The 24,064-nt window shown below is 36.3% G+C and carries 36 protein-coding genes; 28 read left to right on the top strand and 8 right to left on the bottom strand.

Features of this window, described 5'->3' with window-relative positions; all coding sequences use genetic code 11:
• Positions 1 to 12: 12 nt before the first annotated feature.
• The 3 genes from ACHABW_RS15495 (at position 13) to ACHABW_RS15485 (ending at position 5,123) form a co-directional block, all read left to right on the top strand.
• The gene (locus ACHABW_RS15495) at positions 13 to 3,063 is read left to right on the top strand and encodes a type I restriction endonuclease subunit R (protein ID WP_435756420.1); all 3,051 of its coding nucleotides are present in this window, start codon (positions 13 to 15) and stop codon (positions 3,061 to 3,063) included.
• A gap of 784 nt (positions 3,064 to 3,847) precedes the next feature.
• Positions 3,848 to 4,060, top strand: coding sequence for an IS66 family insertion sequence element accessory protein TnpB (tnpB, locus tag ACHABW_RS15490; protein ID WP_435756418.1), 213 nt, complete (start codon positions 3,848 to 3,850; stop codon positions 4,058 to 4,060).
• 682 nt (positions 4,061 to 4,742) lie between these two features.
• The gene (locus ACHABW_RS15485; protein WP_435756416.1) at positions 4,743 to 5,123 is read left to right on the top strand and encodes a UPF0758 domain-containing protein; all 381 of its coding nucleotides are present in this window, start codon (positions 4,743 to 4,745) and stop codon (positions 5,121 to 5,123) included.
• 3 nt (positions 5,124 to 5,126) lie between these two features.
• Here the strand turns inward: ACHABW_RS15485 and ACHABW_RS15480 are convergent, their stop codons facing one another.
• The 7 genes from ACHABW_RS15480 to ACHABW_RS15450 all read right to left on the bottom strand — a co-directional run bounded on the left by ACHABW_RS15480 (position 5,127) and on the right by ACHABW_RS15450 (position 9,350).
• Positions 5,127 to 6,521, bottom strand: a complete 1,395-nt coding sequence (locus ACHABW_RS15480) for a recombinase family protein (RefSeq protein ID WP_435756414.1) — start codon at positions 6,519 to 6,521, stop codon at positions 5,127 to 5,129.
• A gap of 12 nt (positions 6,522 to 6,533) precedes the next feature.
• On the bottom strand, positions 6,534 to 6,878 hold the full coding sequence (locus ACHABW_RS15475; RefSeq protein WP_435756412.1) for a hypothetical protein: 345 nt from the start codon (positions 6,876 to 6,878) through the stop codon (positions 6,534 to 6,536).
• Positions 6,853 to 7,473, bottom strand: a complete 621-nt coding sequence (locus tag ACHABW_RS15470) for an ImmA/IrrE family metallo-endopeptidase (protein ID WP_435756410.1) — start codon at positions 7,471 to 7,473, stop codon at positions 6,853 to 6,855. The genes ACHABW_RS15475 and ACHABW_RS15470 overlap by 26 nt, the downstream gene beginning before the upstream one ends.
• A gap of 11 nt (positions 7,474 to 7,484) precedes the next feature.
• Positions 7,485 to 7,664 (bottom strand): hypothetical protein, encoded by a 180-nt coding sequence (locus ACHABW_RS15465; RefSeq protein WP_435756408.1) that lies wholly within the window; start codon positions 7,662 to 7,664, stop codon positions 7,485 to 7,487.
• A gap of 85 nt (positions 7,665 to 7,749) precedes the next feature.
• Positions 7,750 to 7,923, bottom strand: a complete 174-nt coding sequence (locus ACHABW_RS15460; RefSeq protein WP_435756406.1) for a hypothetical protein — start codon at positions 7,921 to 7,923, stop codon at positions 7,750 to 7,752.
• An 87-nt stretch (positions 7,924 to 8,010) separates the two neighbouring features.
• The gene (locus ACHABW_RS15455; RefSeq protein ID WP_435756404.1) at positions 8,011 to 8,766 is read right to left on the bottom strand and encodes a hypothetical protein; all 756 of its coding nucleotides are present in this window, start codon (positions 8,764 to 8,766) and stop codon (positions 8,011 to 8,013) included.
• Positions 8,767 to 8,894: 128 nt separating this feature from the next.
• Positions 8,895 to 9,350, bottom strand: coding sequence for a helix-turn-helix domain-containing protein (locus tag ACHABW_RS15450; RefSeq protein WP_435756402.1), 456 nt, complete (start codon positions 9,348 to 9,350; stop codon positions 8,895 to 8,897).
• Positions 9,351 to 9,508: 158 nt separating this feature from the next.
• Between ACHABW_RS15450 and ACHABW_RS15445 the strand changes: the two genes are divergently transcribed.
• The 13 genes from ACHABW_RS15445 (at position 9,509) to ACHABW_RS15385 (ending at position 17,288) form a co-directional block, all read left to right on the top strand.
• A complete protein-coding gene (locus ACHABW_RS15445; protein ID WP_435756400.1) occupies positions 9,509 to 9,745 on the top strand; it encodes a helix-turn-helix transcriptional regulator in 237 nt (78 codons plus the stop codon).
• Between the two features lie 97 nt (positions 9,746 to 9,842).
• On the top strand, positions 9,843 to 10,553 hold the full coding sequence (locus tag ACHABW_RS15440) for an antA/AntB antirepressor family protein (RefSeq protein WP_435756398.1): 711 nt from the start codon (positions 9,843 to 9,845) through the stop codon (positions 10,551 to 10,553).
• A 31-nt stretch (positions 10,554 to 10,584) separates the two neighbouring features.
• Positions 10,585 to 10,740, top strand: coding sequence for a hypothetical protein (locus tag ACHABW_RS15435; protein WP_435756396.1), 156 nt, complete (start codon positions 10,585 to 10,587; stop codon positions 10,738 to 10,740).
• A gap of 90 nt (positions 10,741 to 10,830) precedes the next feature.
• Positions 10,831 to 11,103, top strand: coding sequence for a helix-turn-helix domain-containing protein (locus tag ACHABW_RS15430; protein ID WP_435756394.1), 273 nt, complete (start codon positions 10,831 to 10,833; stop codon positions 11,101 to 11,103).
• An 11-nt stretch (positions 11,104 to 11,114) separates the two neighbouring features.
• A complete protein-coding gene (locus ACHABW_RS15425) occupies positions 11,115 to 11,321 on the top strand; it encodes a hypothetical protein (protein WP_435756392.1) in 207 nt (68 codons plus the stop codon).
• A 102-nt stretch (positions 11,322 to 11,423) separates the two neighbouring features.
• Positions 11,424 to 11,588: a hypothetical protein gene (locus ACHABW_RS15420; RefSeq protein ID WP_435756390.1), complete on the top strand. Its 165-nt coding sequence runs from the start codon at positions 11,424 to 11,426 to the stop codon at positions 11,586 to 11,588.
• Between the two features lie 2 nt (positions 11,589 to 11,590).
• The gene (locus ACHABW_RS15415) at positions 11,591 to 11,788 is read left to right on the top strand and encodes a hypothetical protein (RefSeq protein WP_435756388.1); all 198 of its coding nucleotides are present in this window, start codon (positions 11,591 to 11,593) and stop codon (positions 11,786 to 11,788) included.
• 72 nt (positions 11,789 to 11,860) lie between these two features.
• Positions 11,861 to 13,840: an AAA family ATPase gene (locus tag ACHABW_RS15410; protein ID WP_435756386.1), complete on the top strand. Its 1,980-nt coding sequence runs from the start codon at positions 11,861 to 11,863 to the stop codon at positions 13,838 to 13,840.
• The gene (locus ACHABW_RS15405; protein ID WP_435756384.1) at positions 13,841 to 14,830 is read left to right on the top strand and encodes a recombinase RecT; all 990 of its coding nucleotides are present in this window, start codon (positions 13,841 to 13,843) and stop codon (positions 14,828 to 14,830) included.
• Positions 14,830 to 15,528: an MBL fold metallo-hydrolase gene (locus ACHABW_RS15400; RefSeq protein ID WP_435756382.1), complete on the top strand. Its 699-nt coding sequence runs from the start codon at positions 14,830 to 14,832 to the stop codon at positions 15,526 to 15,528. Before ACHABW_RS15405 ends, ACHABW_RS15400 begins: the two co-directional genes overlap by 1 nt.
• The gene (locus ACHABW_RS15395) at positions 15,525 to 15,686 is read left to right on the top strand and encodes a hypothetical protein (protein ID WP_435756380.1); all 162 of its coding nucleotides are present in this window, start codon (positions 15,525 to 15,527) and stop codon (positions 15,684 to 15,686) included. The genes ACHABW_RS15400 and ACHABW_RS15395 overlap by 4 nt, the downstream gene beginning before the upstream one ends.
• Before the next feature lie 49 nt (positions 15,687 to 15,735).
• Positions 15,736 to 16,692 (top strand): Lin1244/Lin1753 domain-containing protein, encoded by a 957-nt coding sequence (locus ACHABW_RS15390; RefSeq protein ID WP_435756378.1) that lies wholly within the window; start codon positions 15,736 to 15,738, stop codon positions 16,690 to 16,692.
• A gap of 422 nt (positions 16,693 to 17,114) precedes the next feature.
• Positions 17,115 to 17,288 carry a hypothetical protein gene (locus ACHABW_RS15385; protein WP_435756376.1) on the top strand — a complete coding sequence of 58 codons (174 nt, stop codon included), beginning with the start codon at positions 17,115 to 17,117 and terminating at the stop codon, positions 17,286 to 17,288.
• An 18-nt stretch (positions 17,289 to 17,306) separates the two neighbouring features.
• On the opposite strand, the gene ACHABW_RS15380 is transcribed toward ACHABW_RS15385, so the two are convergent.
• On the bottom strand, positions 17,307 to 17,408 hold the full coding sequence (locus ACHABW_RS15380) for a YjcZ family sporulation protein (protein ID WP_435756374.1): 102 nt from the start codon (positions 17,406 to 17,408) through the stop codon (positions 17,307 to 17,309).
• Between the two features lie 236 nt (positions 17,409 to 17,644).
• On the opposite strand from ACHABW_RS15380, the gene ACHABW_RS15375 reads away from it, so the two are divergent.
• The 12 genes from ACHABW_RS15375 to ACHABW_RS15320 all read left to right on the top strand — a co-directional run bounded on the left by ACHABW_RS15375 (position 17,645) and on the right by ACHABW_RS15320 (position 24,007).
• Positions 17,645 to 17,848 (top strand): hypothetical protein, encoded by a 204-nt coding sequence (locus tag ACHABW_RS15375; RefSeq protein ID WP_435756372.1) that lies wholly within the window; start codon positions 17,645 to 17,647, stop codon positions 17,846 to 17,848.
• 151 nt (positions 17,849 to 17,999) lie between these two features.
• A complete protein-coding gene (locus ACHABW_RS15370) occupies positions 18,000 to 18,224 on the top strand; it encodes a hypothetical protein (protein WP_435756370.1) in 225 nt (74 codons plus the stop codon).
• The gene (locus ACHABW_RS15365; RefSeq protein WP_435756368.1) at positions 18,221 to 18,418 is read left to right on the top strand and encodes a hypothetical protein; all 198 of its coding nucleotides are present in this window, start codon (positions 18,221 to 18,223) and stop codon (positions 18,416 to 18,418) included. Before ACHABW_RS15370 ends, ACHABW_RS15365 begins: the two co-directional genes overlap by 4 nt.
• Complete coding sequence (locus ACHABW_RS15360; protein WP_435756366.1) at positions 18,411 to 18,611, top strand: hypothetical protein; 201 nt, start codon at positions 18,411 to 18,413, stop codon at positions 18,609 to 18,611. The genes ACHABW_RS15365 and ACHABW_RS15360 overlap by 8 nt, the downstream gene beginning before the upstream one ends.
• A 99-nt stretch (positions 18,612 to 18,710) precedes the next feature.
• Positions 18,711 to 18,911 (top strand): XtrA/YqaO family protein, encoded by a 201-nt coding sequence (locus ACHABW_RS15355; protein WP_435756448.1) that lies wholly within the window; start codon positions 18,711 to 18,713, stop codon positions 18,909 to 18,911.
• Complete coding sequence (locus tag ACHABW_RS15350) at positions 18,908 to 19,360, top strand: hypothetical protein (RefSeq protein WP_435756364.1); 453 nt, start codon at positions 18,908 to 18,910, stop codon at positions 19,358 to 19,360. The genes ACHABW_RS15355 and ACHABW_RS15350 overlap by 4 nt, the downstream gene beginning before the upstream one ends.
• Before the next feature lie 102 nt (positions 19,361 to 19,462).
• On the top strand, positions 19,463 to 20,548 hold the full coding sequence (locus tag ACHABW_RS15345; RefSeq protein ID WP_435756362.1) for an MrcB family domain-containing protein: 1,086 nt from the start codon (positions 19,463 to 19,465) through the stop codon (positions 20,546 to 20,548).
• Positions 20,549 to 20,602: 54 nt separating this feature from the next.
• Positions 20,603 to 20,758: a putative phage abortive infection protein gene (locus ACHABW_RS15340; RefSeq protein WP_435756446.1), complete on the top strand. Its 156-nt coding sequence runs from the start codon at positions 20,603 to 20,605 to the stop codon at positions 20,756 to 20,758.
• A 56-nt stretch (positions 20,759 to 20,814) separates the two neighbouring features.
• A complete protein-coding gene (locus ACHABW_RS15335; protein WP_435756360.1) occupies positions 20,815 to 21,504 on the top strand; it encodes a hypothetical protein in 690 nt (229 codons plus the stop codon).
• Positions 21,494 to 21,925, top strand: a complete 432-nt coding sequence (locus tag ACHABW_RS15330; protein WP_435756358.1) for a hypothetical protein — start codon at positions 21,494 to 21,496, stop codon at positions 21,923 to 21,925. Before ACHABW_RS15335 ends, ACHABW_RS15330 begins: the two co-directional genes overlap by 11 nt.
• A gap of 88 nt (positions 21,926 to 22,013) precedes the next feature.
• The gene (locus ACHABW_RS15325) at positions 22,014 to 22,484 is read left to right on the top strand and encodes a sigma-70 family RNA polymerase sigma factor (protein WP_435756356.1); all 471 of its coding nucleotides are present in this window, start codon (positions 22,014 to 22,016) and stop codon (positions 22,482 to 22,484) included.
• Positions 22,485 to 22,657: 173 nt separating this feature from the next.
• The gene (locus tag ACHABW_RS15320; protein ID WP_435756354.1) at positions 22,658 to 24,007 is read left to right on the top strand and encodes a site-specific DNA-methyltransferase; all 1,350 of its coding nucleotides are present in this window, start codon (positions 22,658 to 22,660) and stop codon (positions 24,005 to 24,007) included.
• Positions 24,008 to 24,064: the final 57 nt, after the last annotated feature.

Here is a 24,064-nt window from a genome sequence, read left to right as displayed (position 1 = left end):
GTGAGCATCATAATGGTTCATTCTTTTGTACCTGAATCAGAACTAGAGGATAGTTTAATTAAACAATTAATACGTGCTGAATCCCAATGGACGTATCGTGGTGATTTACATACGGAAGATGAGTTGTGGCAAAACTTTAAAAATAAGCTAGAAAACAATAATAAAGATGTACTGAACGAGGTTCCTTTAACGGAACAAGAATTCCGTCAAATTAAAGAACAGCTTCATTTCGTGAATTTTTACGAAGCGGCTAAATGGTTGGCTGGCGAGAATGGCATCGCTAAAGTTCAAGTACAGCGTGAAGATGCGGCACTAGGTACAATTCGTATGAAAGTATTAAATCGTGCTGATGTAGCGGGTGGTATGTCCTCTTATGAAGTGGTTAATCAATATCAAAGCAATAAACGTACAAAAGAAGACCAAGAACGACGCTTTGATGTGACGTTATTAATTAATGGGTTACCGATGATTCATATTGAACTAAAAAACCGAAAGCACTCCTACATGGAAGGCTTTCGTCAAATTAAAAAGTATCTTAAAGAAGATAAATTTACAGGTATTTTCTCAACTGTACAGATGTTTGTCGTATCGAATGGTACAGATACCCGTTATATTGCGACGGCTCGTGATGAAAAGTTGAACGAACAGTTTTTAAGTAAATGGTTAGATCGTGAAAACCAGCCTGTCAATAATTACTTGGATTTTGCTAAAGATGTTCTCTCGATTCCGCAGGCACACAAAATGGTGACGCAATATACGGTCATGGATAGTGCGAAAAAGGCGTTGATTTTACTTCGTCCGTATCAAATCCATGCTATTGAAGCGGTGAAAGAGGCTTCAAGACAACAAGAATCGGGCTATGTATGGCATACAACCGGTTCAGGGAAAACATTAACATCGTACAAAGTAGCACGCAATTTACTTCAAATTCCGTCCTTACAAAAAACGATCTTTATCGTGGATCGTGTCGATTTAGATCAACAAACAAGTAGTTCATTTGAATCCTATGCAGAACATGATGTGATTGAGATAAATGAAACGAACAATGTGAATGATTTAATTAAGAAATTACTGTCCCAAGATCGGAATGTAGTCGTGACAACGATTCAAAAGCTTAATCATGTTATGAAACGTTTTGATGGAAAAGACGATTCAAAGAAATCGAATATGCTCCGCCGATTAAAAATAGCGTTCGTAGTAGATGAGTGTCACCGAGCGGTTTCACCTCAAAAACAGCAAGAAATTAAAGAATTCTTTGTCCGCTCGTTATGGTACGGATTCACTGGTACACCTATTTTTGTGGAAAATGCGAAGCAGTCTGTAGGAAACCTCCCTCGCACAACAGAGGGACAATACGGACGACGATTACATGAATATACGGTCAAAGAAGCCATTTACGATAAAGCGGTACTAGGATTCCAAATTGAATACAAGAGCACCTTTTCAGAAGAAGAACTCGATGTAGCTTTAGTTCAATTAGACAGTGAAATTGAATTAGACGACCTCACACTTGCGGATAAAGAAGCACGTTTACCGAAGAGAGTCTATGAACGTGAACGCCATATGCTAGAGGTCATTAAATCAATCGTAAATAAATCCCGCAACAAACTTGGTTTCCAAAATGGTGTCGGTAAGACGAACAATGCGATTCTAACAACTTCTTCAATCGCTCAAGCACAACGCTATTACGACTTGTTTAAACGAGTGAAGGCGGACGAAACAACCGTTCAAATTAGTGAAAAAACGAAGCGGACTTTACCTGACTTCCCGAAAGTTGCGATTACTTACTCGATTTCTGAGAATGAAGAATCCTCTATCGAAAATCAAGAGAAGATGAAGGAAGCCCTTTTTGAGTACAATGAGGCCTTTGACACAAGCTATACATTGGAAACGATGCGTTCATACAATCGAAACGTCAATGACCGTTTAGCACGTAAAAAAGAGAAGTTCCTACCTAGGTCGGAACAGTTGGATATTATCATTGTTGTGGGTCGTTTATTAACCGGGTTTGATGCACCTTGTTTATCGACATTGTTCATTGACCGCCCTGCAATGAAGCCTCATGATATAATTCAAGCCTTTTCACGTACAAATCGTCTTTTCGATAAGTCGAAAAAATACGGGCAAGTTGTGACATTCCAAACACCCACAATTTTTGAAGAAAAAGTGAAGCAAGCACTTATCCTTTATTCAAATGGTGGCGAAAATGAAGTTGTCGCTCCAACGTGGGAGGAAGCACACGAAGCCTTTCACACAGCAATTAAGGAATTACGTGAAATAGCCCCAATACATGAAGGAATAGACATAGAGAGCTTAGAACCAGCACAATTAAAGAAATTTGCGAAAGCCTACCAATCTTTAGATAAAGCCTTTGCGAATATTCAGGTATATACCGAGTATAGTGATGCGCAGCTTGGTTCAGACTATCCAATCCAACTGGACCAGATTGAAGAATATCATGGCAAATACGTCAATGTATTAGAGAAACTTCAGAAGGAAAAAGAAGATAAAGACGATGTGGACGTTAATATTGAGTATGAGTTGGAATCTGTAAAAACAGAAGAAATCAATTACGAATACATTTTACTTCTAATCCAAGCCTTTTTACCGAATACGCACGATAAAAAAGCGCAACAACCACCTGCCGAAAGGACAGTGGAAGAAATTAATCAGTATTTAGCAAGGTTGAAAAAAGGAAATCCAATACTCGCTGGATTAATGGGAAAATTATGGGCGAACATTCAAGCAAATCCAGAAGCCTATCGCGATCAACATGTATCCTCATTATTAGAACAAATGATTCAGCAAACAATTAACACACTCGTTGGTGACTTTGCAAAAACATGGTGGGTCCAAGAAGATGAATTAGCATTTATGGTAGCTAATTATAATCCAGCTCGTAAGAAACAAAATGGGGAAGCGGAACTAAAAGAAACAAGTGATTACGTAGGTTATAAAGAGAATACAGAAAATCCAGTAAAGCGTTTAGCTTATTGGAAATCTGTCAAACAAGCTTTTGAAGAAATGATGCTACATGATATTTTACCTTTACAAAAGAGATAGGTAAAACAATTGGAAACAATATAGATTTTAGGTATATTTAGAGAGGAACATGATATTCTCTAAAAAAAAGAGCTCGCCATTTACTTGGGAGCTCTTTTAGACCTTAAGTTTAGTGGGAATAGTCTCCATTTATGCAAATCGAGCACTTATAGCCCTTTCTGTAAGTGCTTTGACAGTAATTATACGTGCCAACACCGTGCCAAGTTCGTGCCAAGTTGAAAATATAATCCATTTTAAACCATTTGAAAAAATGGCTTTATATCAAAGGTTTGACCGGATTTTTGTTAATCAGGTCGTGCCATTTCAAGCAAACTTAATCAAGTTCGAAATGGAAGGCTTGATTGATACATTAATTTAGTGAAGCGAAGTGATATGAACGCACTTTTCCGATTTGTTGTTGGTTTTAAAAAAAAGAATATAGTCAGACCAAACCACCGAAAAACCACCGGGAAGTTTTAAGACTGCTCATTTTCATTTTAAGAGAAATAACTAAATGTTGACGTAGTAGTGTTTATTGTATCTATTTCACTATATTGAACAGGTTATGGGTATCCACGCAAGAAAACATCAGTGCGCACCAATTTCATTATTCGCGCAGAAAATTTAAGGCAGAAGATAGTCGTCAAGTCTCTTCTATTAAAGAAAGTGGATGGACATCTCTCGATGTACCTGTTCTGTTTTCTTCTACTACCATCGAAATTAAATGTCATGATTTTTGCGTTCATATCCCAGAAAATGCGAGTGAAGAGCATATTAGTCGTGTACTTAGGGTGCTGAGAAATGAATGATTAGCCATCGAGACGTCGATCGAGTATATCTTGCTCAAGGAAGCACCGATCTTCGAAAGGCAATAGATGGTTTAGCTGCTATTGTTCAAGAAACTTTTCAGTTGGACCCTTTTTCTTCGTGTCTTTTCGTTTTGTGCAACCGACAGCGAGATAAAATCAAAATTCTTCATTGGGAACATAATGGTTCCTCCCCTTTTAAAGCTAGCTGATTTTGAAGGGAGATAATTTGATGCATGAAAATGATATTGATTATATGACCTCAGTATTCAGAACACTTTATGAAATCGAAACAATTTTTAAATATACGATCCAGTCTACTTATTCTCGAACATATGGGTCTAATTGGGAACGACATTGCTCATATGAGAGTTATTACTCCGGTTGAATATGATCTTCTGCAAGAATGTCAACATAATGTTTTGAGAAGTAAGAAACAAAGTGTTGCATCTTCATAACTTCGTCAAATGATTGCTGGTCTAATAAATTCCATATGAGAGAAATTGGATAATTATGGTTATAACTAAAATTATTGTCAAGAAATACAATTTGAAAAAATAAGCGGTTAATCTATTATTATGGGTTAACCGCTTATTTAATTGGTAAGCGTAAAATGATTCCCACCTTCTAATGATATGAGGGTAATTTATAACGGCTTGCAATTTAGTCGTGTAATTAGATTACTATTTTTAATTTTGTCTCCAAAAACCGAATACGTTATAAGATCAGTTAAAATCACATAAAAATACTAAAATATGTATTTTTATACACCGTTACAAAAAAGTGTGAAATTTAAGTATTTAATTAATTAGTTATTAATTATGTTAACCCTAGATTAATAAAGGTTTTTAAATTATAAACTTAAATTCTTATGTAGATAATGTGATTCGAGATGTGCCGAAAAGTGAGAGGCCTAGAGAACGATTAGTTAGAGATGGCCCCCAAGCTTTATCCAATCAGGATCTTATTGCTTTACTTCTTGGATCTGGAACGAAATCTGAGTCCGTTATTCAATTATCGGCAAGAGTTATTCAACACTTTGATGGATTGAAGTTACTGAAAGAGGCATCGATCAAAGAGTTAATGGATATTCGGGGAATTGGAGAAGCGAAAGCAGTACAGCTTAAAGCAGCCCTCGAATTAGGAAGAAGAATTCACCAATACCCCGCAGAAGACCGCTATGTTATCAGATCCCCCGAAGACGTATCGAATTATATGATGGAAGAGATGCGTCACCTTCAACAGGAACACTTCATTTGTGTATACCTTTCATAAACCCTAAAAAAAGCGCACATCTTTAACCTCGACCACACCATTCTCTTTCTCGAAAGAAATACTCTCTACAAATTGACTCATGAATTCTTTCTTCTCCAAATCCTCAAGACGACTCCAAATGTTATTGAAATCCCGTACAATCATTTTTGCCTTTTCTTTGTCCATTACTTCTTCAACAGGTTCAATTTTATTTAATTCCTCCTGGAGCTCATCCATCACTTCTTTAGTCTCAATCATGCGATCACTAAATTCTTCATCTGTCATTAATTCCATTGACCAACCACGCTGATATTTCTCTCGTTGCTTTTCTACTTGAGTTAATTTATTTAGTATTTTCTTTATATCTTTCTTTCGATTAGCTCCCAGAGGTTTCGGGGCTGTCCGTGTAGCGAAGTTTCTCATGTACTCGACGAATGCCTTATGAATCTTTGTTTGACTCATAGAAGGAGATTTACGACCGTTCAGAGGGCATGCTCCACATCTGTAAGAAGCGTGTTCGATCGTTTGTTTATCTGTTTTCCTTGTATATCTGCTTCTTTCCGATGTGAATCGACCACCACAAACAGGGCAGATAATTTTAGTCTGAAAAATAAATACGGATTTTGTTTCCCTCAACTTTACATGTCTACGACTTTCGATGATACTCCTTAAATGCATAAATTCTTCTTTGGATATAATTCCTTCATGTGTATCTTCAATGATCTGGTCACGCCACTTGGTTGCACCATAAAGCGCAGGATTACGTAAGAGAGAAAGAATAGTGCCTATATGCCACTGATATCCCCTTATGGGCGAGTGACCAGAATTGTTCATGTAAGTTGATAGCTGTCTAGCTGTCGATCCTTTCTTAGCTCGGTTAATGATATCTAACATGATTTCCTTTTCTTCATCGTGAATGACTAATTTGCTGTCTACTTTTCTAAATCCAAAAGGAGCTGCAGCACTGAATTGTCCTTGTCGCGCTTTTTCTGTTTGACCCATTCGTACTCTTTCGCCTAAGTTCTCTCGTTCCCACTGAGCCATAGCTGCAACCAGTGTGATAAACAGGCGACCTATTGCGGATCCGGTATCATAAACCTCTGTGGCGCTTTTGAATGTGCAGTCGTATTTTTCGAAGACATCTAACAATTTGTAGAGATCAACAACTGATCTAGTCAGACGGTCTAATCGGTATACTAATACTGTATCTATGTGCCCTTCCTCAATGTGCTGTAGCATTTGCTTTAATTGAGGACGGTTCGTATCTTTCGCAGAAATACCTTCATCGACATAAAATTTATACTCGTTCCAATCTTGTACCTTACAATAAGCTTTCATTTTCTCTCTTTGTGCTGAGATAGAGTATCCTTCAGCAACTTGTTCCTCCGTAGATACTCGAACATATATTCCAACTGTCATATCCTATACCTCCTAAGATAATTGACGAGATATATTTACTTCAATAAGTTCCTGAACATCATCGACTAGCATAATAAAATAGTCAATATCATTAAATAGATTAGGATCAATTCCCTTAGATTCCAGATCTGCTTTGAACTTATAGACTGGAACACCGATACTATTTTCTTTAAATGGATCACGAATCATATCTCCAAGCGGAACTGTGAAGGCATGGAAATCAAGCATATCTTCTTCAAGCATTCGTTCGAATGGTCCGTTCACAGTGTAGTAAGGGCACTTCACATCAGTTATGGCTTTAACAATCAACCATTTCGGTTGTAATTCTCCGTCAATCTCTTCGAAATAAACCCACATGATTAATGACCTCCTGTCCTGTTTGTTGTTTTAACTTATCCATGACACGAACCGTTTCATTTGACCATCGATCAGGCTTATAGCTACCCGATTCAAGGTTTGACGCTTTTCCTAATTCCAGCTCGTCATACTCTTTGCGTTTTTGAGAGACGAAAAGTAACTTACTCTTTACGAATTCCTCCGGCACCTTGAAAACATCTCTCAGTTCTTCCACGATATAAGGACTTTCCAAATTGAATTTTTTCATCATGTGCCAGGGCATAGCAGCGTAGAATTCAAAATGTTTAGCATCCCATTCTAACCAATTTGTATAACTAGCTGGAGCATCAAATCCTTTATTTGTCTGTCTTATCAAATGTCCTAGCTCGTGAAAGAAGTGCATTCGGTACTCAAGAGGATCCACATCTCTATTTATAAGAATAGCTTGATAGTATCCAAACCTTTCAAAATAAGAAGGTTTGTCTGTTTCTTTGATGAAAATTCTTAAATGTCTAGCAATAGATAATTCGTCAATGTCTTCTGGATCTAGTATATTCATTCTTTCAAAGAATCGTAGAACCCACTCTTCTCGGTGTGTGTGAATGTACTTCATCATGACAACCCCTCTTAGTTGTTTTCTTCATCGATCATATGACTAGGTGTTTCAATGAATTTATCGAACGCTCCGTATTCTTTACCGTTAATCAGCTTGATGTCGCTAAATGAAGGGACTCTATAAGTCTCATCATCTATCTTTTCGATTCTGCAGTTAGATATTTTGATCCAAACCTTCCACTCTTTAATCATAATATACCACCTTTAAGAACATGTGTTCTATTTTTACTTAAAAAGAAAACCCTGGGGAGGGCTCTTAATCTAAAATTATTCAAATTCAAGTATTTTTAATTAATTTTAGCTCTTTAGTTACTAAATATAACCCAGTTCCAGACAAAATAGCTGTTATGGCTCCAATAGCTGAAGCAATTCCTATATCCCCAAACATCATGGTAGATAATAAAAGCCCAATAACACCGAAGATAATCAAAATAATTGCAATTATTTTCATATTATTTCCTCCTTTAATAAATCGTTTTCAATATTAGAACTAACGTTCTATGAAAAGGTGAAAAGAAAACCCCACAAAGGGGTATTCTTAAAATTCAACTTCTATATCAACGTCTTCTCCAATGGTTTCCCAATCTGCATCTGTAGGGGCATCCCAAGTTAATCTCACACTTTCTACATCCTCAGCATTTGAGTTTTCTAGTACAAAGAAAAAAGTTCCGTTTGCATTTATCCCCGACATCATTTCACCGTCAATATGGTCAGACAAAAACATGTCTGCTTCTATTTGTTCACCGGTCGATGTTGCAATCGTAGCTTGGCCAGAGTAGAAGGTAATGTCTTCATCTGAGGTATTTTCAACGTTTAAGTCAATTTGGATCATGTCAAGTTCATCAGTCTCCATAATATCTGCCATATCTGGTGACAACTCTCCCGATTGAGAATTTAACTGTTCGATGTTTAAGACAATCGGTCCTGTCTCTATAGTGTCTATTTCATCCTGTCTAGCGTGTAAAGTAAATGTTCCGCCCTCTGTTTCTACTGATTCACCAACTTCAGTTTCCCACTCACCTTCGGCAACTTCTTCCTCTTCTTCAGCGTTCGCTTCTTCAGTTGCACTGTTTTCATTACTTTCTTCTTCGACTGCAGCTTCTTCATTGCTCTCGTTACTGTTATTTTCCTCAGTAACTTCGTTTTCTGTGTTAGTTGTTTCATTTTCAACTTCTTCTGAGGCATCAGCTGCCGCATTGTTTTCATTCGCTTCATCCGTGTTTGCATTTTCACCGCCACAGGCTGCTAAAACTAGCAAAGTAGACAAAGATAATGCTCCTAGTAATCTTTTCATAAATGAATCCCCCTTTTATATTTATATATGAAACTAGCTATCTGCTAATTATCACCAATTTAATTGTATATCCTTCAATTAACCCCAAAAATATACAGTAATAAAGCAAAAAAAAGAGAAAGTGAAACTTATTTCTTCTTCTTTCTCTTTTCTTCCTCAGCTTCTTTCTCCATTTGTTCAGCTTTGGCAACCACCCATTCGAAATGACGCTTCACTTCTTGGATAGCATCTCGGTCTAGCTTCTTCCACTTCTCTAAATCGTAGAACCCAAAGTCTAGATCTTCCATGTTGTTTTCCTTCATGAATTGTTTGAGATCGTCTAATGGATCGTAATCTGAAACTTCGGAGCCAGTATTACGATTGGAGGTTTCTTCTTGTTTGTAGGTTTCGCCACGTAATAAATAATCTATTGAAACGTCGTAATAGTCGCTTAATTTTATTAAAGTGCTTTGGTCTGGCTCTCTTTTATCCTGTTCATAGGCACCGTAAGTAGACCGGGCAACACCCAAGTCTTTAGCAACCTCTTCTTGTTTCTTGGAAGTTTTAATTTTCCTTAAATTAACCAACCTTTTTCCAATAGTCATTTATATTCACCTTCTCGTTAATTCTGTTTACATTATAACTCTACAAAAAGTAGAATTAAATTAATTCCACAAATTGAAGAAACTTTATTGACATTCCACATTACGTGGTTTATGATTAATCTATCGAAGCCACACAACGTGGAATTGGAGGTGATCAAATGAAACAGAGATTATGGCTCAGAAAGAAAAGAGAAGAGGCAGGGCTAACTCAAGAAGAAGTTGCCTCTAAGTGCGGTATTGGTAGAGCAACATACGGTGCTATTGAAACAGGCGATAGAAACGCTACAGTGATAAATGCTAAAAAAATTGCGAACTTGTTGAATTTTGATTGGACCATTTTTTTTGATAACTCATGCCACGAATTGAAGAATCATCAAAAGCAGGAGGTTGTGTAATGAAAGAATGCCCTCGCTGTAAAAACGATGTTATCCAAGAATGGCACGCACATTGTCGCATTTGTGGAATGCCAGTAAATCTAAAGGAGGAAGCGAAATGAATCAATTAATTAAGACAATCGAAACAAACGATGAAATTGCAGTGTCAGGTAGAGAGCTTCATGAGTTTTTAGAAGTTAACAGTAATTACACAACTTGGTTTGAAAGAATGACTGATTATGGTTTTGAAGAAGAGATAGACTTTATTCCAAATTTGAAAGAAAGTACCGGCGGCCGCAGATCACTCGACCACCATATCAAACTAGATGCAGCGAAAGAAATTGCCATGATTCAAAGATCCGATAAAGGAAAACAAGCACGTCAGTATTTTATCCAAGTCGAGAAACACTGGAACAATCCAGAAATGATTATCAAACGAGCAATGGATCTTCAACAACTAAAGATCAAGCAGCTGGAAGCAGAGAAACAAGAAAACCTTCCTTATACCAATTTTGGAAAGATTGTTTCTAACTCTCAAGGAGCTATCAACATAGGAGCTTTTGCAAAAATGATGTTTGACGATCACGGAATCAAGATTGGTCGAAACAAAATGTTTGGTTGGCTTCGTGAACATGGCTTCTTAATTAGGACAGGTAGGGAGTACAACAATCCCAAACAAACATTTATCGAACGTGGTTACTTTATCGTCACACCAACCATCGTTAGTCGTACAGAAGGTGATATTCAAACCTTCACCACACTAATCACTGGTAAAGGTCAAATCAAGATTGCTGAGTTACTTATTAATGAGTTTTTAGTAGAAAAGTAATTTCATAACCAAATAGATGGGAGGGATCTACATGGCAAAAGAAAATAATAAACCGAGATATCGTGAAGAATTCGGAATCAGTGAATACACGGAAAAGAAAATGGTTGAATTCTTCATGAGAACAGCAGTACCTAGAATCCTTAAAGAAGAAAAAGAGAAAGAAGAGTCTTCTAAGAAAACTGGATAACCAACTACATTTATTGTAGTTGAAAATTGGAAAGTATTGAGTTCCATAGAGGAACGGTTCCAGATTGGAACATGAGAGGTGGTGAAAACAATGGACCTTGGCGCTGTATTGAGAGCGGCGAGGGAACGAAACGGACTATCTCAAGAGGAACTTGCAAATAAGTTAAATCGTTCTCGGACTTGCATTACTAAATTTGAAAACAACGTGAAAGAAATCAAGTGGTCAGAAGCTATCAAGTGGGGAAGATTAACCAACGCTCAAGACTTAATCATAGGAGCAATGTTGGCGGTAGACCCTGTAAAGGTAGCGCATTTAATTGAAACACTTACACCATATGTAGGCTTTATATCATTATTCAGATAGGAGGTTTTCCAATGTCAGAAGTTCATTACAAGTGTGATTTATCGGTAAAAAATAACCCGGTAACAGTCAACGTATTCAGCGAAAAAGAACTTGAGTACTCGGAGTTAAAAAAGCGTGCTAAAGAAGAAGGAATCGCATTTATGCAGCACACATTCGAACAATTGGTTACAGAGGATGATGTCATACCAGTTGGTTACTCGAAGGGGCTGTTTGAATGACGAAAGATCAAATAGACACCATAAGTAGCACTGGTGCCGTGTTATTTCTTATCAGTCTAGCAATCTATTTTATGAAATATGCACCATTAGGAGGGTGAAATCATGGCAGTGAATGAAGTGGCAGGCAATATTGAAACGCACCTATGTACTTACAGTTTATTAAAAGAATGGTTAGTACAAAACGCAGATGCTGAGCTCATTGATATTAAGTATTCAGCAGATGAAACAGAAGATATGGTTCTTGTTATTTATAGAAAGGAGGAATAATCGTGACCATGCATGACTTAAACAACCAAGTAAAGACAATCAAAAAGTCTATGTTGAAAATGCAAAATTACATGATGGATATGGCTCAGGCATTGGAAGAGGTGGAAGATCAAATCGAATATTTAGAAGATAAGGAAATGCAAGATTTTGAGGATCAATGCAGAGCAGACGAAGAAAAATCCGATCAGCTGGCGGGCTAATCGGACAGTTAGAAAAACATTCATAACTTAATTATATGCGATTATAACTAATTATTCAATGGAGGGTTTTGCATGAAAAAACTAGAGTTGGTTCAACTAAATCTTAAAAACTTCAAAGGTATCAAGGCTTTCACACTTGATGCTAATGGTGAAAGCAAAGATGTATTCGGAGATAACGAAGTAGGTAAAACAACCTTACCTGATGCTTTTAATTGGCTCTTCTTTGATAAAGATAGCAACAACAAAAAAGATTTTGCTATCAAGACCTTAGATGAAGATAACAACGAAATACACGGACTTGATCACGAAGTATCTGCAACGATCAATGTCGATAGAAAACCTACTATTTTTCAGAAGATTTATAAAGAGAAGTGGACGAAAAAGAAAGGGTCTGCTCACAAAGAATTCACAGGCCACACGACAGATTATTTTATTGATGAAGTTCCGGTAAAACTCAAAGAGTACAAGGATAAAGTAGGCGAGATCTTAGATGAAGAATCGTTCAAACTCCTAACCAATCCAGCCTATTTTAATGAATCGCTAAAGTGGGGAGAGCGAAGGGAAATTCTACTCGAGGTATGCGGTGACGTATCGAATGAGGATGTTATTGCTTCTGATAGAAAGCTCTCTAAACTCTCTGACATTCTAGGTGACAAGAGTATAGACGACCTTAAAAAGATCATTGCAGGTAAGAAGAAAGAGATTAATAAGCAATTAGATATCTTGCCAGCTCGTATTGATGAAGTGCAGCACAATCTTCCAGACATTAGCGGACTAAGTGAGCATGGTTTGAAAGAAGAAGCTGCCGAATATCAAGAGAAGATCCAAGCGAAAGAAGATGAAATATCTCGTATTCGTAATGGATCAGAGGTTGCTGAGAAACAGAAGCAATTAAGCGAATTAGAAACTGAGTTAAACACCATTAAAAACAGTCATGATTCTGACAACAGAGAAAAGATTGTTGCTAAGGATCAAGAGTATTACAAGATCAAGAATCTACGTGATGATATAGAATTCCAGATTACAAGTGCTGATCGAAAAATAAAAATGAACGCAAACACTGCTAACGGTTTAGAGAAACAAAAAAAAGAACTCGCTGACCAATACTACCAAGAAAAAGAGAAAGAAATGCCTGAACATGATGATAGCGAATGTTCTGCATGCGGACAAGCGCTACCAGTGGAACAAGTAAAGGAAGCTCATGAAAAGGCTCTAGCATCGTTTAATCGCAAGAAGTCAGAACGAATGGAACACATCATGTCACAAGGCAAGCAGTTGAAAGAAAAGATTGCTTTTTATGACGATGAGAACGAAAAAATACTTACCACTATCGAAGAAAGCAAACAATCAGTAGAGAACTATGACAAGCAACTAGAAGCCCTCCAACAAGAGATAAACGACATTAAGACTAATACTACTAGCATTGATGAAAACCCTAAATACAAGGAATTACAGTCTGATATTTTGAATGTGAAATCATCCATCAACGAATTACAATCATCAACTATTGGTAATACGAATCAGGCGAAAGAAGAGCTGCAGACTCTAACGGAAGAGAAAACAGCAGTAACGCTCAATCTCAATAAATTTGAACAGCACAAGCAATCTAAAACTCGTATCAAAGAGCTGACTGATCAGGAACGTTCACTCTCTAAAGAATACGAGAAATTAGAAGCTGAGTTATATCTCTCAGAAGAGTTTATCCGTACAAAAGTTTCTCTCCTGGAAGAGAAGATCAACAGCAAATTCAAGTATGCCAGGTTCAAGTTGTTTGAAACTCAGATCAATGATGGACTGAAGGAAACATGTGAAACCCTATATAAAGGCGTTCCCTATTCTAAAGGGTTGAACAACGCTTGGAGAATCAACATTGGCTTAGACATTATTAACACTTTATCAGAACACTACAACTTCTCAGCGCCAATCTTTATAGATAACCGAGAAGCAGTTACCAAGTTAATTGATACAGAAGCACAAACGATTAGCTTAATTGTCTCTGAAAAAGACAAGCAGTTGCGAGTCGAAACATCAAAAGAAATGGAGTTGGTTTAAGTGACAGAGAAAAATGAAGTAGCTGTAAGAACTAGTTCGGAAAGATTTCTAAATAATGTTCAAACACAATTTTCAACAGAGGCAGGTAGTCCGATTGCTTTCTCTCCTTATGAAAAACAACTAGCACAACATTTATTTTTGAAACTTGATTCTGTACTAAAAGACTTAGAAGCGAAACGAGTGAAAAACGGGGAAAAGAAATCTCCTTACGATTGGCACAATGTCAACATGCGAAAACTTTCTTTAGATGCTGTGCATTCTGTCCAATTAGGTTTGGATGCTCTGATCCCTAACCACATCCATCCTGTACCTTATTTCAACGGTAAAGAGAAGAAATATGACCTTGATCTACGTGTCGGTTATGTCGGTAAAGCTTACTACAGAATGGAAGCTGCAGTAGATAAACCGAAAGATGTCATTCTCGAACTTGTACATGAAACAGACAAATTTAAACCTATCAAAAAGTCACTAGGAACTTCTACTGAATCTTACGAATTCGAAATCACTAATGCATTTGAGAGAGGAAAGGTTATCGGTGGATTTGGTTATCTTGTTTTTGATGATGAAACGAAAAATAAACTGATACTAGTATCAAAAGCAGATTTTGATAAATCAAAGAAGTCAGCTCAAAGTCAAACGTTCTGGAATAACCACCCTGAAAAAATGCAATTTAAAACACTAGTTCATCGAGTAACCGAACATTTGAAAATTGATCCCAAAAAAGTAAACGCCTCATACCTTCACATGGAAAACAAGGATGAAGAGGAATCTGTCAGACGTGAAGTCAATGAAAATGCTAACCAAGAAATTTTAGATGTTGAATCTATGCCGGATCCTGAACCACCTAAACAAGAGAAGCAGCCAGAACCACCAAAAGAAGAACCAAAAAAGAATGAGAAAGAACCTGAACAGCAATCACTCTATGACTCTTTCGAAGAAACGGAAAAAGCATTGGCAAACGATAAAGCCGAAGGTGATGATCCTTTCTGATGATCCAGATTAAAACCCTAGCTTCTGGATCGAAGGGAAACTGCTACCACGTAACAGATGGTAGTACCTCCCTTCTCCTTGAGGCTGGAATCCCATTCAAAAACATTCGTAGAAAGCTAGACTTCCAAACTAGCGACATTGAAGGATGCTTAATCACCCATGAACATCTTGACCATTGTAAAGCTGTCTCAGATGTTATGAGAGCCGGAATAGATGTTTATATTTCAGAAGGTACAACGAAGCAAATTGAAGCTACTGGACACAGAATTAAGACCATTAAATCTAAAGAGTCGTTCAAGATTGGAACATGGACGATCATGCCCTTTGATGTGGAGCACGATGTATCAGAACCACTAGGATTTCTACTCGTTAATCAAGCAGGAGAAAAGCTGTTATTCGCTACAGATACTTACTATATTCGATACAAATTCAAAGGCCTTACTCATTTATTGCTTGAGTGTAACTACAGTATGGATATTTTAAACGAAAAGATTGCTGAAGGCTCATTGGATTCATTTAGGAAAAAACGTCTAATACGCTCACATTTCAGCCTTGAGAACGTCAAAGAGTTCCTAAAAGCGAATGACCTATCAAAAGTACAAGAGATCCATTTGCTCCACTTGTCAGATTCTAATTCAGATGAAGGTAGATTCAAGCGTGAGATACAGGAGTTGACCGGAAAGCTTGTGATTGTATGAGGATAACGATACCGGAGTTTTACGTACTAGCAGCTAAGAACAGTCAGAACCCTAAACAAACATTTAAACGCTATGTAGATGCCTATCTAGTGCACAATTACAACGGTTATTACCTAGTCAAATGGGAACAACGTGAAGCGATTATTGAGAAAAAATAACAAATAATACCAAGCTAAGAAACAAATGAAAGGAAAGAGGGTGAGGTGATTGGCTAGACCGATTAAACAAGGACTTGAATTCTTTTCACTGGACGTAAAAATGGACGATGAAACAGAGCTTATAGAAGCTGAACATGGTCATAAAGGATTCGTTATTTTAATTAAGATGTTCCAGAAGATTTATTCAAATGGTTACTTCCTTAATTGGAACGAGAAGCAACAGATACTATTCAGCAAGAAGGTTTCCGTCGACACAAACGAAGTTACTGACATCATAAACGATTGTGTGAAGTGGGACATATTCAATTCTGATCTATATGAAAGATTTGGAATACTCACTTCAAGACGGATTCAAGAACATTATGTGCGCTCCACTTACAAGCGTTCAAAAGTCGAAATGATAGAGGAATATTTGCTCATTGACGTTTCAGATGCCAAGAACGTAACGACAAGTAGAGTTTCCGATGTCAGAAACTCAGATACAACTATAGTTACTGATGACGAAAGTACACACAGTACAGTACAGGATAGTACAGTACAGAACAGTAAAGAAGATAAAGAGAATAGTAGTAGTAGCGAATTTGAAAATCCTTTTGAATTCTTCCAACAAAATATTGGAGTACTGAAACCAATCGTTTCTCAATCGATAGCAGAATGGTGTGAAGATCTATCAGATGAAATGGTCACAGCCGCTATGATGATCGCTGTAAAAAACGGAGTGTATAAATTCTCCTATGCAGAAACGATCTTGAAAGAATGGAATAACAACAATCTCAAGACCATAGATGATGTTCGTGCTTATGAAGAAGAGAAGAAAGCTAATAAGGATCAAAAAACTAGAATCAACGGGGCTCGTTGGAATCAACCTCAAGAAGTTCCTGTACCAAAAGCTTTAACCGAATCACAGGAAATTAATTCTACGCCAGAAGAAATGTCAAAAGCGAAAGCTGAGGCTGATAAGTATAAACGGATCTTGGCTGAGAAGAAAAAACAAAGGATTGGATAGTAGCAAGCGATATTTGATTAGAGTTCTCCCCAAAAATAAAACCAGAATTTCAAAGAGGACTGTTAATATTTGTAATGTTTATTCTTTATTTAAGTTTCGGTTGCTAATTTCGCTTTCTAGAAACAATAAAAGATCTTTCAAAAGATCATGCTCGTTCACCTTACTTTTCACCAAATATGATTTAGTGCTTTTAAATAGGCAAATTATTTCATGATCAGTTAAAATTTTAAAATTAAAATTCTCGAGATCCATTGTTATCACCTCCCTCCTAAAAAGGGGAGGACAATCAAAATATTACACCTATACATTCGAAAAAATGTCGTATTATGTAAACTTGTGAAATTCAGAATAATATACCTATACAGATAGGGTTAATTCGTAAATTTTATGGATCAATGCAAAATGACAGGAGAGATTACCTAATGCTACTACGTAAATACGCAAGCCGAGAAGCTGAACGGCAACGGTTGATAGCCGAACTAATGATGCAAGGTTTCACTGAATCAAGGGATGGACAAGCTTTATCATGTCTTTCCCTCAGTGATCTGGAAACGGAGTATGTGAATGAGGGTATAATAAGCGAGCGCTATAAATAAGTGCTCGCATCAAAAATTCTAGTAATGTTTAACGAAAGCTGTACCGACAATAATTAACAAAATAAATAAGACTACAATTAACGCAAAACTAGAGTCTTTTTTACATCCATAATCACTCATTAGTAAAACCCCCTTTCGATAGGGATAGTACATCATATGTAATAAGGTTAAAACGGTGTAGTTAATTGCGGATAAGTAAAAAAACAATCGAATTAATCATGGACAAATGAGGAAGGCATTGGCTTGTTTTTATGAAAAAGTGATTTCAAGTAATAAAAAAACAAAGCGCTACATGCGATAGCGCTTTGAAGGAAATTAGTATCCTTGGTAATAAGGTGGTCTGTATGGTGGTCTGTATGGTGGATAGTATGGTGGGTAGTACGGTGGGTAATATGGTGGATACGGTGCGTAATATGGTGGTAATAACCACCACCAGGGAAATCTTGGTCTATGAAAAGGTGCATATTGCGTTTGATATTGTCGTTCTAGGCTATCTGAATTTTGATAAACTTCATCATTTTGATTATGGATCTCGTTTGTATAATTATCGTTATACATAAGATTCCTCCCAATTAGTTAGTCAATTAAATAATATGCATTTTTTATTATTTTGGGTATGTCTCTTATGTAAATGGGCTTATAAAAATTCCATTTCATTCAACCATTTTTGAGAATAAGCATTCCGAGTAAACTCTGAAAGGAGCCGATCTTATGCCAATAAAAGAGTCAATCCGAGAAGGTGGAGTAAGGTTCAACAGATCATTTTTAGAAGCATTGATTAGAGATATCAGAATGAACGGAAGTTGTTACGTCTCCAATCGTCATATGGCTCGAAAGATTGATACAGAAAATCCTAACATCGATGTTGAATATCTCACGGAGGAAAATATCTTTATTTGCAGATATATCAGTCCGGTGGAAGAGGGTGCGAAATGAAACGAGTGTATAAGGGGTTGTTTGCTCAGTTACAACAGGAACGAAAGCAAACAGAAGCGTGGTCAAGGTACATGATCGAACGATTGAAATTAGCGGAACGTGAGCGTGATGAAATGAAGGTGATTTATGGAGATCAAGTGCAGCTATCCATCAAACAGTTTAATGAAATTCAAAGGCTGAAAGCTCGTGAATGAGGTTGAAATAATCCCGTCAACTAATAGTTTACATGGTGACATAGTGGTTTATTACATGCCAGTTAATGAAATTGATCGTATGTATCCAAAGAGAAAGAAAACAGAGGAGGAGAAACGTAGAGATCAACAGTTGCTTAAGAGTGCTAGGATTTCAAATAGCATGGCAGAACGTATGGGATGGTGGCAAGGGTAAGAAGCAATGGAATAAACGAAAAACCGCCCCTCTCAGGACGGCTAGTAACTGGTTATTGCTAGTATATCATGAAATACCTTGGGAGGGGTCTTTATGAATATGAGAATGAAAGACTTGGAAATTAATAGTGAAACTGGTAGGATTGAACTAGACACAAAAAACTATGCTAAACCTGTTATTATTATGATTTCTGATGGTAAAGCAAAACAAACGGTTCTTCCTGATCACGGAGAGACAAAGGTAATTACACATCAGGGGAAGTTAAAACGGGTGAGGTTTGATGAGGGGGAAGAGTTTTGATTACTACACTAATAGGCGCTGGTATTAATGGTGCTGTATTGTTGATATTGGTTTTTTTAAACAGAAGTAAAGAAATCAAATTGGAACAATTAAAAAATGATCTATCGATGGAAAAAGAAATATTAAATCAGAAACGAGAGTTATACTCTCAATTTGCAAAATATTTGAATGTCTTTGTAAATGATAGATATGTCGGAGATGAACTGAAGATGAATAAAAAGAAATTATTAGAATCATATGATCATTTATGGCTATGGGCAAATGAAGAGTTGTTGAAAAATATAAGCCTCTTTTTTGATACTTTGGTTAAAAAAGAAAATGGACAATTTATTAGTGATGATGAAATAAAAAGTTTGCATAGAGAAATTATTATTTCTTTGAGAAAAGATCTAGGAGTTAAAACAGTATCCATTGATAAAGAAGATTATAAATTTATTTCCTTTAGGTAACTGAAAGTTTTACCACTAGAGGTTGCAGGGATATTAAAGTATTTAAGCTATAATTGTGAGGTTTGATGGGCGAGTATACTTTTAATTGAGGAGTTGTAGAACATGAGAATTCTGATTGAAACACTTCTTAAGCACTATCATTATTTTTATAATAATGATTCTAAGCCCAGCGATCAAAAGGTTGGTAATATTATTAAAAATGAAATTCCAGAGAAAATGATGACTTTATTAAACCTAGATAATCGAAAGTTTAAAGTAGAGGGCTCATATGGGATTGGGAACAAAACGAAAACTCCATGGATTTCAATTTTTGACAAAGAAATTACTGAAGGTGCTCGAAAGGGTTTTTATGTAGTTTTTTTGTTTAGAGAAGATATGAGTGGATTTTATCTTTCACTAAATCAAGGAACTACTTATTTAGCTAAAAAATTTAAAGGTAATAAACCTAGAGAGAAAATGATAGACGTAGCCCAAAATTTACGCCAGGAGTTGGATTTCTATAGTAATGAATTTACTGAGTCCTTTATTGATTTAAGGTCTAAAACCGACAATGCTAAAAACTATGAAGCTGCAAATATATATTCGAAATTTTATGATGTTAATAACGTACCAGACAATAATGAGTTGGTATCAGATATATTAACTCTACTTGAAGGGCTTTATGAAATTAAAAAATTCATAGGAACTAGAGAGTTCGATATAGTAATAGATGATTTAATATACAAGGGTGAAGTTGAAGATACTAAGTATCAACAAGAAATACTTATCTCTAAGCCCAGTAAAACAAATGAAGTACCTCAAACAGTGGGGAAAAAAACGAGTAAAAGCAAAAGTGGGGGATGGACGAGAGACCCTTCAAAAGCAAAAGAAGCATTAATAAAATCAAACTATAGTTGTGAAATTGAAAGCTCACACCTCACATTTATCTCATCGATTACTAATGAAAACTTTCTTGAGGCACATCACCTGGTCCCAATGAATGCGCAAGGTGAATTTAATGTCGGTCTTGATGTACCTGGTAATATAGTTAGCCTTTGTCCAAATTGCCATCGTAAAATACATCATGCAACTTCTAAAGAAAAGAGGGATATTTTAATAGATATGTTTAATAAGAGGAAAACTAATTTGCGTAATTTTGGTATAGATATAGAGATTGATAAATTAATAAAATTATACGGTATAAGCTAATTAATAAAAAGTAAAGGTTATGAGCCGAGATTAAGTATGGAGTAACTTTCAGAAATTTTAAATAACAATTACTATCATTATGATCATATTTCGGGAAATTATTATAGAAATTTATACAGAATTGTAAAATTCATTAATGATTTAGCACTGAAAGAAAATGATAAGAAAAATTATCTAGATACAAAATCATTACTTATCATAGTAAGTTAAAAACGTGAAAGTAATTTGGAGAATATTTATGAATGATATGAAAGGGAGAGGATCCATTGGAAATACTATTATCTATTATTTCGCTGTTAACTATTACTATATCCCTATTTTTAATGCGATTTAAAAAGTTAAAAATAAATATTAAGGTACAATCAAATTTTAGAGAATTAGAAAAGATGAAAAAAATAATAGAGGAAAGTTGGTCAAGTACTTCCAAAACTATTAATAGTCCTTTTGAAAGGGTAAGAAATCCTATACAAAAAGCTTATGGAAAAATGGTGTTGATTTCTAACAAATCATTATTTGTCTTAGTTCAACAATTACTTATTCAAGAAATAGAGAAGGATAAAAATAATAAAGAAAAGCATACAATTTCTGGATTGTTAGTTACGAAAAAAGCCCGTAGCAATACGAATTCTTTTTTATTATTAATTCTTTCTTTTTCAATTTATACTATTTTCTCAAGTATAACTGCAAGTGTAAATATCTATATTGTATTAATTATAGCGCTACTGATGATATTACTTTTTGTTAGACAAAGGATTTTAATGTACAGGATCAAAAGAGGATACTACGGAAGTTACGAATCTGAAGTACGTGAAATTTTAACTTTTCTAATTGAACATAATAATAAAGATGATTTCTTTGATGGAGATGATGTTAAAAGTATTTTTCCTGCCAAAGAAGAACTAGTTAATAATAATGAAAAATCGATTTTTGGCTGGGGTGGAGTTTATGGAAGATAAACTTAAAAACAAAATTTCACACATAGCTTTAAAGTCTTTAGATATTTTATTTGTTAATAATCCTTCTGGTACAGCGTTTGGGGTACTTTTAGGAGTTTGTATATGGGTAGTGTTTGACATATTCTTGCCTATTTTACAAGAATCTACTAACCTTAAACTTAATAGAAATATATGGGAATGGATGATCGTAGGCGCAACAAGCATGAATGGGAAAAAAATATTTTTTCCTAAGAAACTTCCAAAAGAGGTTGAAGTGGGTCTAAGCTATATAAGAGAGGCTAAATTAGATGGAGCACAGGCATGGCAGATTCAACAGATGCATATAAACCTATACAATAAAATGATTGAAAATATGGACATTAATGATAGTACTGATAAATATCTTAAACAGCTAAAAAAGAGAAAAGGCCAAAAAAGTTAACCTACCAGCCCACTGGAGGACGTTAAGAATGACGGGTATCCGTTTATTCTGGCGTCCTCTTTTTATTTTACGAGGAGGGATCGTTTACATGAACAGAAAAGAGATTGAGGACATAATCAGTGCTTACCGTTTGATGAAAAGAGAGATTGACAGGCTAGATGATTTAATAAGAGGTATTGGTAGTGGCGGAAGTTCAGGAAATAACGGCGTGGCTCCTTATGGTATAGAAGCTACGATGCCAAGAGGGTCAAAGGGGATTAGTCAAAGTGAATTAGATCAACTGGATAGAAGAGAAAGAAAATTACTTACTCGCATGAGAAAGTATCAGGATAAAGTTGATTTTGTGGAGTCAGCCGAGGAATTATTAGAAGATCCAATGCTACAGATTGTTTACAGCTGCATGATGGAGGGGCTGAGCTACCGAGCAATCGGCAAGCATATTGCAATATCAAGAGAACAAGTCAGAAGGTTGAGGGATGACATTATAAACCAATTGTGTCAAAACAACAATTTGTGTCAAAGTTGGCAGTATTTGAATCGCGAAAAACAATTAGTATAAACTGGAAGGGAGGTCGGCGAGGTTAAGTGCTTCTACCTTCCTCATACTAATACCGAGCGCCATTACTAGTTATCTAGTGGTGGCGTTTTTCACTTGATTTTTGTTCACAGGTCTTACATAGGAACGACAGCGTTATGCGGTTCCTGTCCTGTGAAGAGGAAGCAAAGAGAGGGATGGTAAAGGTGCGAATTGAAAAAAGAAAAATAAACGATGTAATCCCTGCAGAATACAATCCAAGAAAAGATTTAGCGTCTGGAGACAAAGAGTACGAAAAAATAAAGAGAAGTATCGAAACGTTCGGTTATGTTGATCCGATTATTGTGAACGAGAGAACTGGAGCGATTGTCGGAGGGCACCAAAGGATAAAGGTGTTAAAGGATTTAGGTTATAAAGAAATAGAAGTGTCTGTGGTTGATTTAACCGATGAAAAAGAAAAGGCATTAAATGTGGCATTAAACAAGATCAGCGGTGACTGGGATACAACTTTATTAAAAGATTTACTACAGGATCTGGACGATGGCGATTTTGATATGGGATTAACCGGGTTTGATATGGATGAAATAGAGGATATGATGACACAATTTCATGTTGAAGATGAAGTGAAAGAGGATGACTTCGATATTGAAGGGGCAACAGACGAGGCGAGTGAAAATACAAAGTCAAGAAGTGGAGAGGTTTGGCAACTCGGAAATCATAAGCTAATTGTCGGTGATGCTACGAAAGAGAATGACATGCTGGCTCTTTTAGGAGATAAACAAGCAGACATGGTATTCACTGACCCACCGTATAACGTCGATTATGAAGGTGGCACTGGATTAAAGATTAAGAATGACAAAATGGATAATGATGTGTTTTATCAATTCCTTTTAGATGCTCATAAAAATATGTATAACGTGACAAAGCCTGGAGGCGCTTTATATGTCTGTCATGCTGATTCAGAAGGAGTTAACTTCCGTAGGTCCTTTGAAGATTCGGGATTCTTATTAAAGCAATGTCTAATATGGGTTAAAAACCAGTTAGTTATGGGTAGGCAAGATTACCACTGGAAACATGAGCCGATCTTATACGGATGGAAGCCTGGAGCCAGTCACAATTGGTACGTGGGAAGAAAAGAAACGACAGTACAAGAGCTTCCTGTTGATTTATCGGTTGAAACTAAAAAAGATCACTCCATCCTAACGGTCAATAATGGGATTAATAATGTTGTGATAAAAGTAAAAGATTTTGAAATCATTCATGATGGAAACGATGAAACAACGACGATATGGAGAGTTGAAAAGCCACACAGGAATGCGGATCATCCAACGATGAAACCTGTTCGTCTATGTGCCAGAGCTATTTCTAATTCCACAAAGCCTGGCGACATTGTTCTGGATCCATTCGGTGGAAGTGGATCAACGTTGATTGCTTGCGAACAAACGGGGAGGCACTGCAGGATTGTAGAATTTGACCCTATTTATGCTGATGTGATCATTAGAAGGTGGGAAGAGTTGACGGGAATGGAGGCGATCAATATCTCATGAAAATAATAAAAAGGGATAGAGGTGGGGGCGAGGTGAATACCCCGATAATGGGGAAGG

Origin of the sequence: Salipaludibacillus sp. CF4.18, from assembly GCF_051262595.1 — a bacterium.
Classification (GTDB): Bacteria; Bacillota; Bacilli; order Bacillales; family Salisediminibacteriaceae; genus Salipaludibacillus; species Salipaludibacillus neizhouensis.
This window is presented reverse-complemented; position numbering and strand designations above follow the sequence as displayed.

Bases quoted from the DNA above. Each gene is read 5' to 3' on its own strand.
- ACHABW_RS15475 (WP_435756412.1), bottom strand. From the start codon at position 6,878: ATGTGGGTTTATTTCGAAGAGATTGACGGAGAATTACAACCGAAATGG.
- ACHABW_RS15320 (WP_435756354.1), top strand. From the start codon at position 22,658: ATGGTAAAGGTGCGAATTGAAAAAAGAAAAATAAACGATGTAATCCCT.
- ACHABW_RS15455 (WP_435756404.1), bottom strand. From the start codon at position 8,766: ATGAAAAGATTACTAGGAGCATTATCTTTGTCTACTTTGCTAGTTTTA.
- ACHABW_RS15400 (WP_435756382.1), top strand. From the start codon at position 14,830: ATGATCCAGATTAAAACCCTAGCTTCTGGATCGAAGGGAAACTGCTAC.
- ACHABW_RS15470 (WP_435756410.1), bottom strand. From the start codon at position 7,473: ATGATGAAGTACATTCACACACACCGAGAAGAGTGGGTTCTACGATTC.
- ACHABW_RS15445 (WP_435756400.1), top strand. From the start codon at position 9,509: ATGAAACAGAGATTATGGCTCAGAAAGAAAAGAGAAGAGGCAGGGCTA.
- ACHABW_RS15365 (WP_435756368.1), top strand. From the start codon at position 18,221: ATGAAACGAGTGTATAAGGGGTTGTTTGCTCAGTTACAACAGGAACGA.
- ACHABW_RS15395 (WP_435756380.1), top strand. From the start codon at position 15,525: ATGAGGATAACGATACCGGAGTTTTACGTACTAGCAGCTAAGAACAGT.
- ACHABW_RS15465 (WP_435756408.1), bottom strand. From the start codon at position 7,664: ATGATTAAAGAGTGGAAGGTTTGGATCAAAATATCTAACTGCAGAATC.
- ACHABW_RS15435 (WP_435756396.1), top strand. From the start codon at position 10,585: ATGGCAAAAGAAAATAATAAACCGAGATATCGTGAAGAATTCGGAATC.
- ACHABW_RS15345 (WP_435756362.1), top strand. From the start codon at position 19,463: ATGAGAATTCTGATTGAAACACTTCTTAAGCACTATCATTATTTTTAT.
- ACHABW_RS15425 (WP_435756392.1), top strand. From the start codon at position 11,115: ATGTCAGAAGTTCATTACAAGTGTGATTTATCGGTAAAAAATAACCCG.
- ACHABW_RS15385 (WP_435756376.1), top strand. From the start codon at position 17,115: ATGCTACTACGTAAATACGCAAGCCGAGAAGCTGAACGGCAACGGTTG.
- ACHABW_RS15460 (WP_435756406.1), bottom strand. From the start codon at position 7,923: ATGAAAATAATTGCAATTATTTTGATTATCTTCGGTGTTATTGGGCTT.
- tnpB (WP_435756418.1), top strand. From the start codon at position 3,848: ATGATTAGCCATCGAGACGTCGATCGAGTATATCTTGCTCAAGGAAGC.
- ACHABW_RS15380 (WP_435756374.1), bottom strand. From the start codon at position 17,408: ATGAGTGATTATGGATGTAAAAAAGACTCTAGTTTTGCGTTAATTGTA.
- ACHABW_RS15420 (WP_435756390.1), top strand. From the start codon at position 11,424: ATGGCAGTGAATGAAGTGGCAGGCAATATTGAAACGCACCTATGTACT.
- ACHABW_RS15430 (WP_435756394.1), top strand. From the start codon at position 10,831: ATGGACCTTGGCGCTGTATTGAGAGCGGCGAGGGAACGAAACGGACTA.
- ACHABW_RS15440 (WP_435756398.1), top strand. From the start codon at position 9,843: ATGAATCAATTAATTAAGACAATCGAAACAAACGATGAAATTGCAGTG.
- ACHABW_RS15375 (WP_435756372.1), top strand. From the start codon at position 17,645: ATGGTGGATAGTATGGTGGGTAGTACGGTGGGTAATATGGTGGATACG.
- ACHABW_RS15370 (WP_435756370.1), top strand. From the start codon at position 18,000: ATGCCAATAAAAGAGTCAATCCGAGAAGGTGGAGTAAGGTTCAACAGA.
- ACHABW_RS15330 (WP_435756358.1), top strand. From the start codon at position 21,494: ATGGAAGATAAACTTAAAAACAAAATTTCACACATAGCTTTAAAGTCT.
- ACHABW_RS15410 (WP_435756386.1), top strand. From the start codon at position 11,861: ATGAAAAAACTAGAGTTGGTTCAACTAAATCTTAAAAACTTCAAAGGT.
- ACHABW_RS15450 (WP_435756402.1), bottom strand. From the start codon at position 9,350: ATGACTATTGGAAAAAGGTTGGTTAATTTAAGGAAAATTAAAACTTCC.
- ACHABW_RS15495 (WP_435756420.1), top strand. From the start codon at position 13: ATGGTTCATTCTTTTGTACCTGAATCAGAACTAGAGGATAGTTTAATT.
- ACHABW_RS15480 (WP_435756414.1), bottom strand. From the start codon at position 6,521: ATGACAGTTGGAATATATGTTCGAGTATCTACGGAGGAACAAGTTGCT.
- ACHABW_RS15355 (WP_435756448.1), top strand. From the start codon at position 18,711: ATGAGAATGAAAGACTTGGAAATTAATAGTGAAACTGGTAGGATTGAA.
- ACHABW_RS15325 (WP_435756356.1), top strand. From the start codon at position 22,014: ATGAACAGAAAAGAGATTGAGGACATAATCAGTGCTTACCGTTTGATG.